Origin of the sequence: Variovorax sp. UMC13 (assembly GCF_014170375.1) — a bacterium.
Taxonomy (GTDB): Bacteria; Pseudomonadota; Gammaproteobacteria; order Burkholderiales; family Burkholderiaceae_C; genus Variovorax.
The window spans coordinates 416,298-431,333 of record NZ_LZZW01000031.1; the positions used below are offsets into that span (position 1 = coordinate 416,298).

The window sequence follows — 15,036 nt, forward strand, 5'->3', positions numbered from 1 at the left end:
TTCAGTGGAGGGTGGTGGCAAGCGCGGATCGGTCGGAGGCCCTGTCAGTTCTTCGACAGATCCCGGTAGGCGGCCGGCACGTTCAGCGACGGGTGAACCCAGTCGAACAGCACATAGCCGCGGTACTCGGGCATCTGCACCTGCGCGACCGTCTGTTCCAGCGTGAGCTTCCGGTCGATGGCCGATTGCACCTGCTTCTGCACTTCGGCCAGGTAGTCGATGTGCCACAGAAGCGCTTCACGACCGATCGGAATGCCGTGGCCGGGCACGACCTTCGCGTCGGCCGGCAGGAATTCGTAGACCTTGCGCAGGGTGGCCAGTGTTTCGACCAGGTGGCCGTCCAGCAGCCACGGCAGCGCCGGCTTGCTCGCGATGACGGGATTGCCGGTCCACATCGTCTTGGACTGCGGCTCCCACACGAACAGGTCGCCACCCGTCTGCGCGAATCCGAAGTCGATGATCTCGACCCTCTTGCCCCCCAGGTCGATGCCCAACCTCCCGCCCGGCGGCACCAGCAGGTCGCCGGTGCGGGCGCTGATCTGCTCGATGCCACGTCCCGCGCCGAAGTTCTTGATCATGAACGCCTTGTCGTCGGCGAGGTGCGCGTCGACGTAGTCGCGGGTGTTCGCGCTCTGGATGACGCGCGTGGCGGCGGGAAGGTACATGTTCCCGTAGGAGTGGTCGCCATGCGCGCTGGTGTTGACCGCATACAGCAGCGGCAGCGGGGTGCTCTTGCGCGCGAGGGCCAGCACCTGGGCGTTCAGGCGCTTGTTGAGCATGGTGTCGACCAGCAGCGCACCGCGCGTGCCGACGATCAGCCCGCTGCTGGTCGCGGCCGCGCCACCCCGGGCGTTGAGGGCCCGGGCGTCGTGCGGGTAGTACGCGACGACACCCGGCGCCAGCTTCTCGCTGACCATGGCGACCTTGTTGCCGTCCCACACCGGCTCGGCGGCGAAAGCGCCGGCGGTGGACAGCAGGAGGGCCGCGCAAAGGCACAGGCGATGGATCTTCAGAAGGGCTCCGCGGCCATCGATGGCGGTCATTTCGCGAGGAAGTCCTGGATGGCCTGCACGGTTGCCACGGGCTGCTCCTCCATCAGCCAGTGCCCGGCATCGGGCACCACCAGTTCGGTCACGTTCTGCGCGGCGTTGCGCATGACCACGGCCTCGTTGGCACCGAAGGACTTGGCGCCGCCGATGGCGAGAACCGGCATCGTGAGCTTGGTCGCGATCGACTTCAGGTTGTCTTCCGCGTCCTGCGGGATCGCCAGGAACTGGGCGAAGGCCGCACGCATGGCGCCGGGTTGCGCATACAGCTTGGCGTAGTGCCTGCGCGTGCCCTCGTCGATCTTCGACGGCGTGCCGGCGAACTCGTTCCAGAAGCGGTCCAGGTAGATGCGCTCCCGGCCCTTGACCAGCCGCAGCGCATCGGGGCCGCCGAACGAGAAATGCCACAGCTGCGGTGAACGCACGATCTGCTCCCACGGCGGCACGCCCGGCACCGGCGCATCCATCACCACCAGGCAGGTGGTCTGCGCCGGGTAGCGCGCGGCGTATGCGTAGGCGACCATGGTGCCGATGTCATGCCCCACGATGTCTGCGCGATCGATGCCGAGCGTGTCCAGCACCGCCCGGATGTCGGCCGCCTGCGTGCGCTTGTCGTAGCCGCCCTCCGGTTTCGACGACAGCCCCATGCCGCGCAGGTCGGGCACGACCACGGTGTGCGTGGCGACCAGAGCGCGGGCCAGCGGCGACCACATGTCGCCGGTGTCGCCGAAGCCGTGGATCAGCACCACGGCCGGCCCCGCGCCGCCGACGCGCACGTGCAGCACGGCCCCTTCGCTGGCGATGCGCTGGACGCGGAACGAGGACGGGTACGGATGGACCTGTGCCTGCGCCTGGAAGGCCTGGCCTGCCGACAGGGCCGTGAAGCTGGCGATGACCAGCAGGCGGGAAAAAAATCTGTTCACTGTGCGTTCCTTTTTTTCGGGTGGACTCATCGGGCGTCGGGCATCCGGGAGGTGTTCCAGGACGTTCGATCGCGACTGAAACCGCTGGCCACGAACGTCCCGGCCTGCACCGCTTCGAATGCCAGCGGCGCCTCCGGGTCGGCGCGCGGCAGTTCGGCCGGGTCCACCACCGTGTGGAACGCCGGATGGTGGAACTGCGGGATGGCGTAGCGCGCCTGGCCGCCGGCGTTCACCACGCGGTGCATGGCGGAACGAAAGCGCCCGTTCGTCCAGCGCGTGAGCAGGTCGCCGACGTTGACGATGATGGCGTCGTCGCGCGGTGGCGCGTCGATCCACTCGCCGCCATCGAAGGCCACGTGCAGCCCGCCCCTGTCGTCGTTGAGCAGCAGGGTGATCAGGCCGCGGTCGGTGTGTGCGCTGGCGCCGATGCCTTCTTCGAGGTCGGCGGCCTGCGGCGGATAGTGGACCAGGCGCAGGTTGGTCGTCGGCTTCACGCAGCGCCCGACGAAGAAGTTCTCGTCGGCCCCGAGCGACAGGGCCATGCCCCGCAGCACCTGGTGCCCGCAGTTCAGCATGGCGAAGTACAGCGCTTCGACACGGTCGCGAAAGCCCGCGAGTTCCGGCCAGCTGTTGGGCGAATGAAAAGGCAGCTTCGCCAGCTGGTCGACGTCGTCCGCCGGCAGCGGGAAGCCCATGTCGAAGGATTCCTTCCGGTCGGGCTTGCCGCCGGGGCGCACGGTGTCGAACATCGGCTGATAGCCGCGGTTCTGCCTCGGCTCGCGCGGCCGGCAGGCCATGCGCTGCGCCAGCGGCAGCGCGAAGAATTCCCGCGCGGCGGCAAAGCCGGACGCCATCGCCTCGCGGGCGATGCCATGGTTCGACAGGTAGAAGAAGCCGTAGGTCCCGCTGGCGGCGGCGATGGCCTCGGCCACCCGCAGGCGCTGCGCGCGGTCCCCGAAGCGCAGCCCGTGCATGTCCACCAGGGGCAGGCGATGCGCGGACATCCCGCGCGCGGCGTGCCCGACACCGGGGGCGTTCATGCGAACACCATGCGCTGGGCCCGGGTCGGCAGGAAGCGGGTGTCCACCAGGCTCGCGGCCTCGGGCACACGCTTGAAGGCGAGCGCCAGCGCCAGCGCATCGATGCCGGCCTGATAGCGCGCCACGTCGATGCCACCCAGGCCGTCGCGGCGCACGGTCGGCGTGGCGATCTCGCCATCCAGGGCCACGTCGAGCCGCATCGTCTCGGTCTTCACGTCGGTCAAGGGCTCGAAGGCCTTGAGCAGGGCCACGGCGCCCGGCCGGTCGGCGGCGGCGTCCTTCACGGCTCGGGCCACCGCCCGCAGGAATGCCGCCACCGCCTGCGGCTGCTCGCGGAGGAAGGCGCTGCCGGCGAGCACGGCGTTGCCGGGCAGCGAGACGCCGTGGTCCGCATACTTCATCACGTCGATCTGGTCGGGTGCCACCCCCAGCTTCTGCAGCGACACCCACCCCGAAGCCATGTAGCCGGTGATGACCTCGACCTGGCCACGCGCGAGCATGGTCTCGCGGATGGCCGGCTCGACCGACGTCCAGCGCACATCCGTTGCCGGATCCAGTCCATTGGCGGCGGCGAACAGCGGGAAGATCCGGCGTGCGCCGTCGTTGACGGGCGCCGCCAGCTGGCGGCCACGCAGGTCGGCCGGCGAACGGATGCCTGTCTTGCGAAGCGAGAACACCGCGGCCGGCGTGCTTTCGTACATCAGCATCACGGCCTTGGCAGGCACCTGGGCGTTGTTGGCCGCGAATTCGGCCAGCGAGCTCATGTCGCCCGTGCCCATGTCGACATTGCCGGTGGCCAGGCGCGTGACGGTGGCGGCGGCACCGACGTTGAGGACCACATCCAGTCCCTCCTGCGCGAAGTAGCCCTTCTTCAGCGCGACCACGTAGGGGATGGTGCCGGCTTCGAAGCGCCAGTCGCACTGGTAGCGCACCCTGAGGGGCACCGCCTGCGCGAACGCGGGCAGCGCCAGCACCGAGGCGAGGCCACCGACCGCAAATGCGCGACGGTGGATCCTGACGGTCGGGCAGTGGCGCATGGGCGTTCCGGTGGGGTCGACGCAGGAGAGCCCTGCCAGCCGCGAATCTAAGCGCTTGCGCAGGTCTTCACAAGAACCGTGTTTCGATCCGACCGTTGCCTTGAAGTCAACGCAGCGCGGCGGCCGGCGCCATCAGGTCTGGCCGGTGTAGGCATCGAAGCGCGATTCCAGCAACTGCAGGAGCAGCGCGACCGACGGCGACAGGCTGCGGTCCGCGCGCACCAGCAGTTCGAGATTCATCCGGCTCAGGCTCCGGTCGCTGAACGGGATGTGCACCAGCGTGCCCGCACCGATCTCGTCGAGCACGGTCGCACGCGTCATCACCGCGACGCCGGCACCGGATTGCACGAGCCGGATCATGGTGGCCATGGAGTTGGTCTCGACCAGCGGCTGCAGCCGCATCACGGCGCCGCGCAGCAGGCTCTCGAGCATGCGGCGCTGTTCCATTTCCGGCGTAGGCACGATCAGCGGCTGGCTCATGCACTCGGGCAACGTGATGCTGCGCCGCCTTGCCCAGTCGTGCCCCGCCGGCACGACGATGCCCAGCGTCACGGGCACGCTGCGCACGCGCCGCACGGGGGCCGTCGCCGGTGGCGCCCAGCACATCCCGATGTCGAGTTCGCCGTTGGCGATGCTGTCCACCATGTCAGGCGAATTGGCCAGCCGCACCGTGAAGCTGAGGCCGGGGTGCTCGCGTGCGACGTCGGCGATCAGGTCGGGAACCAGCCGGTTGCTCATGTACTGCAGGATGCCCATGCGAACCTTGCCGCGCCGCATGACCTTCAACGAGTCCACCTGGGTGAGTGCACCGTCGAAGTCGCGTTGCATGCGTCGAACGTTGGCCAGCATCACTTCGCCGGCGGCCGTCAGCCGCACGCCGCGCGGCAGCCGCTCGAACAGCGGCATGCCGAGCAGGGCCTCGAACTTGGCGATTTGCCGCGTGACGGCGCTGGGCGCGATGTGCAGCCGCTCCGCCGCCCGGCGGATCGACTTCTGGTCGGCGACTTCCTCGAAATAGCGGACAAGGGGAGAGAAGGCGCTCATGCCGCGATGGTATTCCCGTCTCCATCGACGGAAGGCGCATTGCACCGAGCGGGCGTCCGCCTCGGGTTGCCTGCCTGGCGGAAGCAGGCCCTTGGCCTCACCCCGCAAAAAACGGAAAACACTTCTCCATTTTTGATGCCCTGGCCATGAGCGCCTGACACCCCTTGCTGCGTACCATTTGCCCGTCGTCCCGTGCGCGGACGCACGCCAGATCCACGCAGAACAAAAGGAGTCAAGATGAACATCGCCCTGATCGGCGCCGGCAAGATGGGCCTGCCCATGGCCCGCCACCTCGCGGCCGCGGGCCATGCCGTGGCGGTCTACGACCGCAGCGATGCGGCCCAGGCCGGCGCACGAGCCGCGGGCCTGACGCTCGCGGATTCGCTGCCGGCCGCGGTGGCCGGCGCGGAGGTCGTGATCTCCTCGCTGCCGCACGACGCCGCCCTGCTCGCGGTCGCGGCCGAGGTCGCGCAGCATGCGGCGCCGGGCACGGTCTACGTCGACACCAGCACCGTCTCGCTGCAGGCCAGCGCCACCGCCGCCGCGGCCTGCGCCGCCCGGGGCATCGCGCATGTGCGGGCCACGGTCTCGGGCAACAACAAGATGGCCGAGCTGGCGCAGCTCACGGTGATGGCTTCGGGGCCGGCCGAGGCCTATGCGCGCGTCCAGCCGCTGCTGCAGGCCTTCGGCCCCACGCAGTTCTATGTCGGCGGCGAGGACCAGGCGCGGCTCATGAAGCTGATCGTCAACCTGATGATCGCGGCCACCAGCGGCATGCTGGCCGAGGCCCTGGCCCTGGGCCAGAAAGGCGGGCTCGACTGGCGCCAGATGTGGGACGTGATCGGTGCCAGCGCGGTGGGCTCGCCCATCGTCAAGGCCAAGGCGGTGCAGCTGCGCGAGCGCGACTACACGCCCACCTTCACCGTCGACCAGATGCAGAAGGACGTGGGCCTGATCCTCGAGGCCGGCGCCCAGTTCCATGTGCCGCTGGCGCTCACCGCCGGCGTGGGCCAGATGCTGCACGCGGCGGCCGCGCAGGGCGATGCCGAACTCGACTACGCGGCCGTGATCCGCGCCGCGGCGCGCGGCGCGGGCGTGCCTACCGTCTAGCCTCCGGCAAGCGCACTTCCATCGGCTGGTCGAAGCTGGTCCACTTGCGGTCGTAGTCCATGCGCTCGAAGTGCTCGACCAGGAAGTCGATGAAGGTGCGCACCTTGGCCGACATGTGGCGCCGGCTCTGGAAGGCGAAGTTGATGCTCAGCTGCGGCAGGTCCCAGTCGTCGAGCACCGACACCAGCCGGCCCGCCACCAGGTCGTCGTAGAGGATGTACTTGGGCTGCACCACGATCCCCATGCCGTCGAGCGCGGCGGTGCGCAGCACCTGGCCGTCGTTCGACTCCAGCAGGCCCTTGATCTTCACGCTGCGCGTCTCCTCGCCGCGGCGGAAGGTGAAGTCGTTGGGGTTGTTGCTGTAGGTGTAGAGCAGCACCGGCCGCTGTGCGAGTTCCTCCACGCTCTGCGGCATGCCGTGGGCGTTGAGGTAGCCCGGCGACGCGGCCAGGATGCGGCGCGTGGCCGCCAGCCGGCGGATGGTGATGTTCGAGTCGTTCTCGTACTCGCGGGTGCGGATCGCCACGTCGATGTTGTTGTCGATCAGGTCGTAGTAGCGGTTGGCCGCCTCCACGTGCACCGTGACGTTGGGGTAGCGGTGGGTGTACTCGCGCAGCAGCGGCGAGATGTGGTGCACCGAGAAGGACAGCGAGGCCGTGATGCGCAGGGTGCCGGTGGGGTTCAGCGTGGTGGCGCTGGCGGCCGACTCCGCGTCGTTCAGGTCGGCCAGCACGCTCTTGCAACTGCGGTAGAAGTTCTCCCCTACCTCGGTCAGCGTGAGCCGCCGCGTGCTGCGCTGGATCAGCCGCGCGCCCAGGCGCTCCTCCAGCGCCGCCAGGTGCCGGCTCGCCGCCGCATTCGACAGGCCCAGCGCCTCGGCGGCACGCGACATGCTGCCCAGTTCGGCGGTCTGCACCAGTAGTTCCATCGCCGTCCAACGGTCCACTTCGTCTCCAGATTTTTGGGCAGCTCGGCGGCTTCGCTTCCGCTGGCTGCAACAGTCATTTCATCGCGTGGCGGTCGCGTTCTCGCGGCCACGCCTCTCGAAGAGGCCGCATGTTAGCGCCGCCATCGCGATCGTGCGAGGACGCCATTGCCCATGGCGGCAAAGGGCTGTGCGCCCCGCGCGACGCGCCGCCTGCGAGCCAGGGAAAACCCTTCCTTTTCCAGCCAATGGAAATGAGGTTTTCGCCAAAGCCCCTTGGTCCGCCCCTCTTCGATTTCTATAGTTCCCGCAGCCCCAGACCCAGGAGACCCCCGGTGCGAAATCTCAACGAAGACAACATCACGCGTGCCGTGATCGCGATGCACGCGCAGGCCAAGGACGCCCGCGTCCAGGCCCTCATGACCAGCCTGGTGCAGCACCTGCACGCCTTCGCCCGCGAGGTCGAGCTGACCGAGGAGGAGTGGTTCAAGGGCATCCAGTTCCTCACCGACGTGGGCCACATCACGACCGAGGTGCGGCAGGAATTCATCCTGCTGTCGGACACGCTGGGCCTGTCGATGCTGGTGACCGCGCTCAACAACAAGAAGCCGCAGGGCTGCACCGAGGCGACCGTGTTCGGCCCCTTCCACGTCGAAGGCTCGCCGCAGGTGCCGCTGGGCGGCGACGTCGCCAACGGCGCCGAGGGCGAGCCCTGTTACGTGCGCGGCAGCATCGTCGGCACCGACGGCCAGCCCGTGCCCCATGCCGAACTGCAGGTGTGGCAGGCCGACGCGGCCGGCAACTACGACGTGCAGTACGCGCGCGAGAACGGCGAGCACGAGCACCGCGCGCGCGCCACGCTCAACGCCGACGCGCACGGCGACTTCCACTTCAAGACCATCCGCGCCGAGGCCTACCCGATCCCGCACGACGGCCCGGTCGGCAAGATGCTGGAGGCGCTGGGCCGCCACCCGTGGCGGCCCGCGCACCTGCACTTCATGATCAGCGCGCCGGGCTTCGAGCGGCTCATCACGCACGTGTTTCGCAACGGCGACCGCTACCTCGACTCCGACGCGGTGTTCGGCGTGCGCTCGTCGCTGATCGCCGACTGGATCGAGCACCCGCCCGGCGCCACGCCCGACGGCGGCACGAGCGCCGTGCCCTTCTACACGCTGGACTTCCGCTTCGTGCTGAACCCGGTGGCGGCGCCCACGGCCGCGCGCGCCACGGCCACCCCCCGCAAGGTGTCGGCCTGATGTCCACGCCGACGCCAGCGCGCACGCGCATCGAAGGCGCCACGCTCGTGTCGATGGACGACACGCTGGGCGTGATCGACGACGCCTGCATCGAGATCGCCGACGGCCGCATCGCCTCGGTCACGGCGCTGCACAACGCAGCGCCGGCCGCGCCGGCCGACACCGTGATCGACGCCCGCGGCTTCATCGTCTTTCCCGGCCTGGTCAATGCCCACATGCACACCTGGCAGACCGCGCTGCGCGGCATGGCCAGCAACTGGACGCTGATGGAGTATTTCCGCTGGATGCACGCGGGCCTGGGCACGCTGTTCACGCCCGAGGACATCCGCATCGGCACCTATGCCGGCGCGCTCAACCAGCTGAATGCCGGCACCACCACGCTGGTCGACTGGTGCCACAACAACCCGACGCCCGCCCACACCGATGCGGCCGTCGATGCGCTGGCGCAGAGCGGCATCCGCGCCGCCTTCTTCCACGGCAGCCCCAAGCCCGACCCGCGCCCCGGCGAGCCGCCCTTCTGGGAGGTCGCGCATCCGCGCGCCGAGATCACGCGGCTGCAGGCCGATGCGCGCTTCGCGCCCGGCGGCCTGCTGAGCCTGGGCATGGCGGTGCTGGGCCCGCACTATTCGACGCTCGAGGTCGCGCGGGCCGACTTCGCGCTGGCCCGCGAACTGGGCCTGACGGCCTCCATGCACCAGGGCGGCGGCGCGGCGCGCGCACCCGAGGGCTGGAGCGTGCTCGAGCGCGCAGGCCTGCTGGGCCCGCACATCAACATCGTGCACGGCAACGGCCTGAGCGACGCGCAGCTCGACCGCTTCGTCGCGCTGGGCATGAGCTTCTCGCTCACGCCCGAGAACGAGATGACGCAGGGCCACGGCCACCCGATCGTCGGCCGGCTGCGCGCACGCGGCGTGTCACCCTCGATCGGCGTCGACCTCGAATCGGGCCTGTCGGGCGAGATGTTCACGGCCGCGCGCATCGCGCTGGTGCACCAGCGCGCGCTCGACAACGCGGCCTTCCGCGCCGCTGCGGTCGGCGACGGCCCGGTGATCCCGCCCACCACCACGCTGCAGACCCACGAGGCCCTGCGCTGGATCACGGTCGAAGGCGCGCGCATGCTGGGCCAGCAGGACCGCATCGGTTCGCTCGCGCCCGGCAAGCAGGCCGACCTGCTCCTCATCGATGCGCGGCTGCCCAACATGCAGCCGGTGCACGACCCGGTCAGCACCGTGCTGATGCAGACCAGCCTCGCGAACATCGACTCGGTGATGGTCGCGGGCCGCTGGCGCAAGCGGCACGGCGTGCTGGTCGACGACGCGGGCCGGCCGCTGGACCCCGACAGCTGGCTGCCCGCGCTGCGCGCCTCGGGACAGCGCCTGGCAGCCGGCGTGGGCTGGCAGCCGGCGCACGCCACACCTCACACAAGAACGGAGACTGCATGAACCCACCCCACGACCCCGCGGCGCCCGCCACGCCGCGCGTCCCCATCCTGGAACTGCGCGGCATCAGCAAGCGCTTCACCGGCGTGCAGGCGCTGGACGACGTGTCCTTCGAACTGCACGAGGGCGAAGTCCACATGCTGCTGGGCGAGAACGGCGCCGGCAAATCGACGCTGATGAAGGTGCTGTGCGGCGCCCACACCGCCGACGCAGGCGAATTCTTCCACCATGGAAAGCCGGTGGTGATCGGCGGCCCGGCCGACGCGCAGCGCCTGGGCATCGCGGTGATCTTCCAGGAGTTCACGCTGGTGCCCTACCTCAGCGTGGCGCAGAACATCTTCCTCGGCCGCGAGCCCCGGGGCCGGCTGCCCGGCCTGGTCGACCATGCGCGCATGCGGCGCGAGGCGCAGGCCATCATGGACCAGCTCGGCATGACGCTGGCACCCGACACCGTGGTCGCGACGCTGGGCGTGGCGCAGCAGCAGATGGTCGAGATCGCCAAGGCGCTGTCGCAGCAGGCGCGCATCGTGGTGCTCGACGAGCCCACGGCCGCGCTCTCCGACAACGAGACCGAAAAGCTGTTCGCGATGATCGAGACGCTCAAGCGCCAGGGCGTGGCGATGGTCTACATCAGCCACCGCATGGCCGAGGTGTTCTCGATGGGCGACCGCATCACCGTGCTGCGCGACGGCAGGAAGGTCGGCTTCCGCATGCCCGGCCAGACCGCGCCCGACGAACTGGTGAGCCTGATGGTCGGCCGCAAGGTCGACATGTCGTACAGCCGCACCTACTGCACCGCGCCCGGCGAGATGGCGCTGCGGCTGCAGGGCGTGAGCGCGCGCTCGGGCATCCAGGACGTGAGCCTCGAGGTGCGCGCCGGCGAGATCGTCGGCCTGGCCGGGCTGGTCGGCTCAGGCCGCACCGAGGTCGCGCGCGCCATCTTCGGCGCCGACCCGATCGCGGCCGGCCGCATCGAGATCTTCGGCCGGCCCCAGACCGGCGGCCCCACGCAGGCACGTCGGCTCGGCGCCGCGCTGATCCCCGAGAGCCGCAAGGCGCAGGGCCTGGCGCTGATCCGCTCGGTGGGCGAAAACCTGGTGCTCGCCAGCCTGCCGCGGCTGTTCCCGCGCGGCCTGTTCTCGCCCTCGAAGGCGGCGGCGCAGGCGCGCGAACTGATCGCGCGGCTGCGCATCGCCACGCCCGGCCCGGACCGGCGCGTGGGCGTGCTCTCGGGCGGCAACCAGCAGAAGGTGGTGATCGGCAAGTGGCTCAGTGCCGAGGCGAAGCTGTTCATCTTCGACGAGCCCACCCGCGGCATCGACGTGGGGGCCAAGGCCGAGATCTTCAGCCTGATCGACGGCCTGGTGAAGAAGGGTGCGGCGGTGCTGATGATTTCCTCGGAGCTGTCCGAGATCGTCAACGTCTGCGACCGCACCTACGTGATGCGCGAAGGGCGCGTGGCCGGCGAACTCGCCCGCGACGCCATGAGCGAAGAAGCCATTCTGACCCTGGGGATGCACCATGCATGAAATGACCGTACGCGCCGAGCCCGTGGAGGGCGTCGGCAAGCTGATCGCGCGGCTCAAGCACGCCGGCAGCGCCAGTGGCGCGCTGATGATGCTGATCGTGCTATGCGCGGTGTTCGCGTTCTCGACCGAGAACTTCCTCGACGGCGCCAACCTGGTCAACGTGGCGGTGCAGTCCACCATCCTGCTGCTGCTCGCGCTGCCGATGACGCTGATCATCATGACCGAGGGCCTGGACCTCTCGATGGGCGCGGTGCTCACGCTGGCCAACGTGGTGCTGGCCACGGTGGCGGTGAACACCGGCGGCGTGAGCCTCGCGCTGCTGGCCGCGCTGGGCGTGGGCCTGGCCTTCGGCCTGGTCAACGGCACGCTGGTGTCGCGCCTGGGCATCCCGCCCTTCGTCGCGACGCTGGGCACGCTGGGCGCGGCCCAGGGCCTGGCGCTGGTGGTGACCGACGGCCAGAGCGTGGTCGGCATTCCGGCCTCGGTGCAGATGTTCTACAGCGGCGCCTTCCTCGGCGTGCCCGCGCCGATCTGGATCGCCGGCATCGCCTATGCGCTGTTCCATGTCGTGCTGTACCACACGCGCTTCGGCACCAACGTCTTCGCGCTGGGCGGCAACCGCGAGGCGCTGACCCTGGCCGGTGTGCGCACCCGCCTCTACCTGGTGGCGGTGTACGTGATCGGCGGCCTGATGGCCGGCCTGGCGGCGCTGCTGCTCACCGCACGCATCAGCTCGGGCCACCCGACGGCGGCGCTGGGCATGGAGTTCGACGCCATCGCCGCGGTCGCGGTCGGCGGCACCTCCTTCGAGAAGGGCAAGGGCTGGCTGCTCGGCACCTTGATCGGCGTGCTGGCGGTCGGCGTGCTGCGCAACGGGCTCAACCTGATGGGCGTGACCTCGGCGGTGCAGGTGTCGGCCATCGGCCTGCTCGTCATCCTCGCGTTGATGATCGACGCGTTCCGCGGGAAGCAATCGTGAGCACTGTGATGAAGACCCCCACCCTCTCCTCCCCCGCCGCGGCGTCGGCGCAGCAGAACGCATCGGGCCTGCAGGGCCTGTGGCAGGCGCTGCCCGACCCGGTGCGCAGCGTGGCCTTCCGGCTGCTCGCACTGGGCCTGCTGTGCCTGATGCTGAGCTTCGCCAGCGACGCCTTCCTCACCACCACCAACCTGGTCAACGTGCTGCGGCAGGCGGCGCTGCTTTTCCTGCTGGCCTCGGGCGTGACGCTGGTGATCCTCACCGCGGGCCTGGACCTCTCGGTGGGCGCGAACGTGGCGATGAGCGCCTGCCTCGCGGCCACGCTGATGAAGGCCACGGGCTCGATCACGCTGGCGGTGTTCGCCGGCCTGGGCTGCGGCCTGCTGATCGGCATCGCCAACGGCCTGCTGATCACGCTGCTGCGGCTGCCGCCCTTCATCGCGACCTACGGGATGCTCTGGATCCTGCACGGCGTGACCTACTGGTTCATGAAGGGCGAGACCATCCACGGCTTCCCGCCGGCCTTCCGCGCCATCGGCAGCGGCCACTGGCTGGGCATCCCGATCCCGGTCTACCTGATGGTGGCCTTCCTGTTCATCGGCGTGGTGTTCGCGCAGCGCACCCGCTGGGGCCAGGAGATCTACGCCGTGGGCGCCAACCCCGAGGCCGCGCGCCTGTCGGGCGTGCCGGTGAAGAGCCGCCTGGTGCTGGTCTATGCGGTGAGCGGCGCGATGGCCGGGCTGGCCAGCCTGATCTTCCTCGCGCGGCTCAACTCGGCCGAAGGCGACATCGGCGAAGCGCTCACGCTGCCGGCCATCGCGGCGGTGCTGATCGGCGGCACCTCGCTGTTCGGCGGCGTGGGCTCGGTCTTCGGCACGCTGGTCGGCGCGCTGATCCTGACCCTGGTGCTCAACGGCATGAACCTGTTGGCCATCAGCTCGAACTGGCAACCCGTGGTCACGGGCGTGATCGTCGTACTGGCGGTATTTCTCGACAACCTCACTCGCAAAGGAGACAGAAAATGAAGATGAAGACAAGCCACCGGCTCGCCCTGCTGGCCCTGGTTCTCGGCGGCGCCTCGCTGGCGCAGGCCCAGAGCGGCGAACGCATCGCGGTGTTCACCAAGAACCAGACCAACCCCTTCTTCCAGGCGGTGCGCCTGGGTGCCGACTCGGCCGCCAAGCAGCTCAACGTGAAGGTCACCCACTACGTGCCGACCAAGCCCGACAGCATCCCCGAGCAGATGAGCCAGATCGAGGACGTGATCGTGAAGAAGCCCGACGCGATCGTGTTCACGCCGGTCGACTACAAGGCCATGGGCCCGGCCGTCGGCAAGATCAATGCGGCCAAGATCCCGGTGGTCAACGTGACCGACCGCAGCGAGGTCGGCAACTTCGTCGCCTTCGTCGGCGCCAGCGACTACCAGCTGGGCCTGGAGACCACGAAGTACCTGATCAAGGCCATGGGCGGCACGGGCAACATCGTGGTGCTCGAGGGCGTCAAGGGTTCGCTCACCAGCATCGACCGGGTGCGCGGCTTCAACGACGCGGTCAAGGCCGCGCCGGGCGTGAAGGTGGTGGCGTCGCAGCCGGGCAACTACCAGCGCCTGCAGGCCCTGCAGGTGATGGAGAACCTGATGCAGTCGCACCCCAAGATCGACGGCGTGTTCGCCGCCAACGACGCCATGGCCTCGGGCGCCATCGAGGCGCTCGACGGCGCCGGCCGCAAGGCGCTGGTGGTGGGCATCAACGGCACCAAGGAGGCCGTCGACGCGATCAAGGCCGGCAAGATGCTGGCCTCGGGCGACTACAACGGCTTCCTGCAGGGCTGCGTGTCGACCATGACCGCGGTGCGCGAACTGCGCAAGCTGCCGGTCGAGAAGGACGTGGTCTTCCCCGCCACCGTGATCGCCAAGGACAACCTGTCGGCCTCCGAATCGCCGGTCGAGTCGCGCAGCTGCCCCAAGTGGGAAGAGGCCATCGCCAGGAAGTGATCTCCCGGCGCACGGCCCGCCGCGGCGGGGCCGTGCGCCCTCCTCCACCCATCCATTCCAACGGAGCACTCCCGTGATTTTCGTTTTCCATCTGCTGGACCGTGCCGACGCCGGCGAACTGCGCCTGCGCGTGCGGCCCGAGCACAAGGCCTACCTCGCCGCGGTGGCCGACCGCATCGCCTTCGCCGGCCCGCTGACCAGCGACAACGGCCAGACCATGATCGGCAGCCTGCTGGCCATCGACTTCCCCGACCGCGCCGCGGCCGAGCGCTGGCAGGCCGACGAGCCCTTCACCCGGGCCGGCGTCTACCAGAGCGCTTCGGTGCTGCCCTTCGTCAACCTGTGGCCGCAGACGGCCGGCTTCCCGCCCGCGGCCTGAGCCTGACCCATGACCTTCAAGCACATCGTCATGTGGGACCTGCGCGGCGACTCCGCCGAGGAGAAGGCCCGCGCCATCCACCTGGTGCGCGGCAAGTTCGAGGCCCTGCGCGGCCAGATCCCGGGGCTGCTGCACCTGGAGGTCGGCGTCGACCTGAGCCATGCCGACTACGCCTGCGACGTCGTGCTGTACAGCGAGTTCGACAGCCAGGAATCGCTGGCCTCCTATGCCACGCACCCGGCGCACCTGCGGGTGCGCGAGGAGATCGGCGACCTGCGGATCGCGCGCCACCAGGTCGACTACGCGGCGCACTGAGCGCCGCCTTTCCATTTCCCG

General features: G+C 69.5%; 15 protein-coding genes. 9 read left to right on the top strand and 6 right to left on the bottom strand.

What is annotated here, in order from left to right:
• Window positions 1–44: 44 nt before the first annotated feature.
• From A9977_RS27050 to A9977_RS27070, 5 genes are all read right to left on the bottom strand, one after another.
• Window positions 45–1,043, bottom strand: a complete 999-nt coding sequence (locus A9977_RS27050) for an MBL fold metallo-hydrolase (protein WP_183027876.1) — start codon at window positions 1,041–1,043, stop codon at window positions 45–47.
• Complete coding sequence (locus A9977_RS27055) at window positions 1,040–1,945, bottom strand: alpha/beta fold hydrolase (protein WP_405054708.1); 906 nt, start codon at window positions 1,943–1,945, stop codon at window positions 1,040–1,042. Before A9977_RS27055 ends, A9977_RS27050 begins: the two co-directional genes overlap by 4 nt.
• Window positions 1,946–1,995: 50 nt before the next feature.
• Complete coding sequence (locus A9977_RS27060; RefSeq protein ID WP_183027878.1) at window positions 1,996–3,009, bottom strand: isopenicillin N synthase family oxygenase; 1,014 nt, start codon at window positions 3,007–3,009, stop codon at window positions 1,996–1,998.
• The gene (locus A9977_RS27065; protein ID WP_183027879.1) at window positions 3,006–4,046 is read right to left on the bottom strand and encodes an ABC transporter substrate-binding protein; all 1,041 of its coding nucleotides are present in this window, start codon (window positions 4,044–4,046) and stop codon (window positions 3,006–3,008) included. Before A9977_RS27065 ends, A9977_RS27060 begins: the two co-directional genes overlap by 4 nt.
• Before the next feature lie 132 nt (window positions 4,047–4,178).
• Window positions 4,179–5,090 (bottom strand): LysR family transcriptional regulator, encoded by a 912-nt coding sequence (locus A9977_RS27070; RefSeq protein WP_183027880.1) that lies wholly within the window; start codon window positions 5,088–5,090, stop codon window positions 4,179–4,181.
• 237 nt (window positions 5,091–5,327) lie between these two features.
• On the opposite strand from A9977_RS27070, the gene A9977_RS27075 reads away from it, so the two are divergent.
• Complete coding sequence (locus tag A9977_RS27075; RefSeq protein ID WP_183027881.1) at window positions 5,328–6,200, top strand: NAD(P)-dependent oxidoreductase; 873 nt, start codon at window positions 5,328–5,330, stop codon at window positions 6,198–6,200.
• On the opposite strand, the gene A9977_RS27080 is transcribed toward A9977_RS27075, so the two are convergent.
• Complete coding sequence (locus tag A9977_RS27080; RefSeq protein WP_183027882.1) at window positions 6,190–7,146, bottom strand: LysR family transcriptional regulator; 957 nt, start codon at window positions 7,144–7,146, stop codon at window positions 6,190–6,192. The two genes, A9977_RS27075 and A9977_RS27080, sit on opposite strands and share 11 nt — an antisense overlap.
• 314 nt (window positions 7,147–7,460) lie before the next feature.
• Here A9977_RS27080 and A9977_RS27085 point away from each other — a divergent pair, with 314 nt between their 5' ends.
• From A9977_RS27085 to A9977_RS27120, 8 genes are all read left to right on the top strand, one after another.
• Entirely contained in the window at window positions 7,461–8,381 is a 921-nt protein-coding gene (locus A9977_RS27085) for an intradiol ring-cleavage dioxygenase (protein ID WP_183027883.1), read from the top strand.
• On the top strand, window positions 8,381–9,823 hold the full coding sequence (locus tag A9977_RS27090) for an amidohydrolase family protein (protein WP_183027884.1): 1,443 nt from the start codon (window positions 8,381–8,383) through the stop codon (window positions 9,821–9,823). Before A9977_RS27085 ends, A9977_RS27090 begins: the two co-directional genes overlap by 1 nt.
• Window positions 9,820–11,349 (top strand): sugar ABC transporter ATP-binding protein, encoded by a 1,530-nt coding sequence (locus tag A9977_RS27095; RefSeq protein WP_183027885.1) that lies wholly within the window; start codon window positions 9,820–9,822, stop codon window positions 11,347–11,349. Before A9977_RS27090 ends, A9977_RS27095 begins: the two co-directional genes overlap by 4 nt.
• A 1-nt stretch (window position 11,350) precedes the next feature.
• The gene (locus A9977_RS27100; RefSeq protein ID WP_220812100.1) at window positions 11,351–12,328 is read left to right on the top strand and encodes an ABC transporter permease; all 978 of its coding nucleotides are present in this window, start codon (window positions 11,351–11,353) and stop codon (window positions 12,326–12,328) included.
• An 8-nt stretch (window positions 12,329–12,336) separates the two neighbouring features.
• The gene (locus tag A9977_RS27105) at window positions 12,337–13,353 is read left to right on the top strand and encodes an ABC transporter permease (RefSeq protein ID WP_183027886.1); all 1,017 of its coding nucleotides are present in this window, start codon (window positions 12,337–12,339) and stop codon (window positions 13,351–13,353) included.
• The gene (locus A9977_RS27110) at window positions 13,350–14,321 is read left to right on the top strand and encodes a sugar ABC transporter substrate-binding protein (protein WP_183027887.1); all 972 of its coding nucleotides are present in this window, start codon (window positions 13,350–13,352) and stop codon (window positions 14,319–14,321) included. The genes A9977_RS27105 and A9977_RS27110 overlap by 4 nt, the downstream gene beginning before the upstream one ends.
• 73 nt (window positions 14,322–14,394) lie before the next feature.
• Window positions 14,395–14,700, top strand: a complete 306-nt coding sequence (locus A9977_RS27115; RefSeq protein ID WP_183027888.1) for a YciI family protein — start codon at window positions 14,395–14,397, stop codon at window positions 14,698–14,700.
• 9 nt (window positions 14,701–14,709) lie between these two features.
• Window positions 14,710–15,015 carry a Dabb family protein gene (locus A9977_RS27120; RefSeq protein WP_183027889.1) on the top strand — a complete coding sequence of 102 codons (306 nt, stop codon included), beginning with the start codon at window positions 14,710–14,712 and terminating at the stop codon, window positions 15,013–15,015.
• Window positions 15,016–15,036 lie beyond the last annotated feature (21 nt).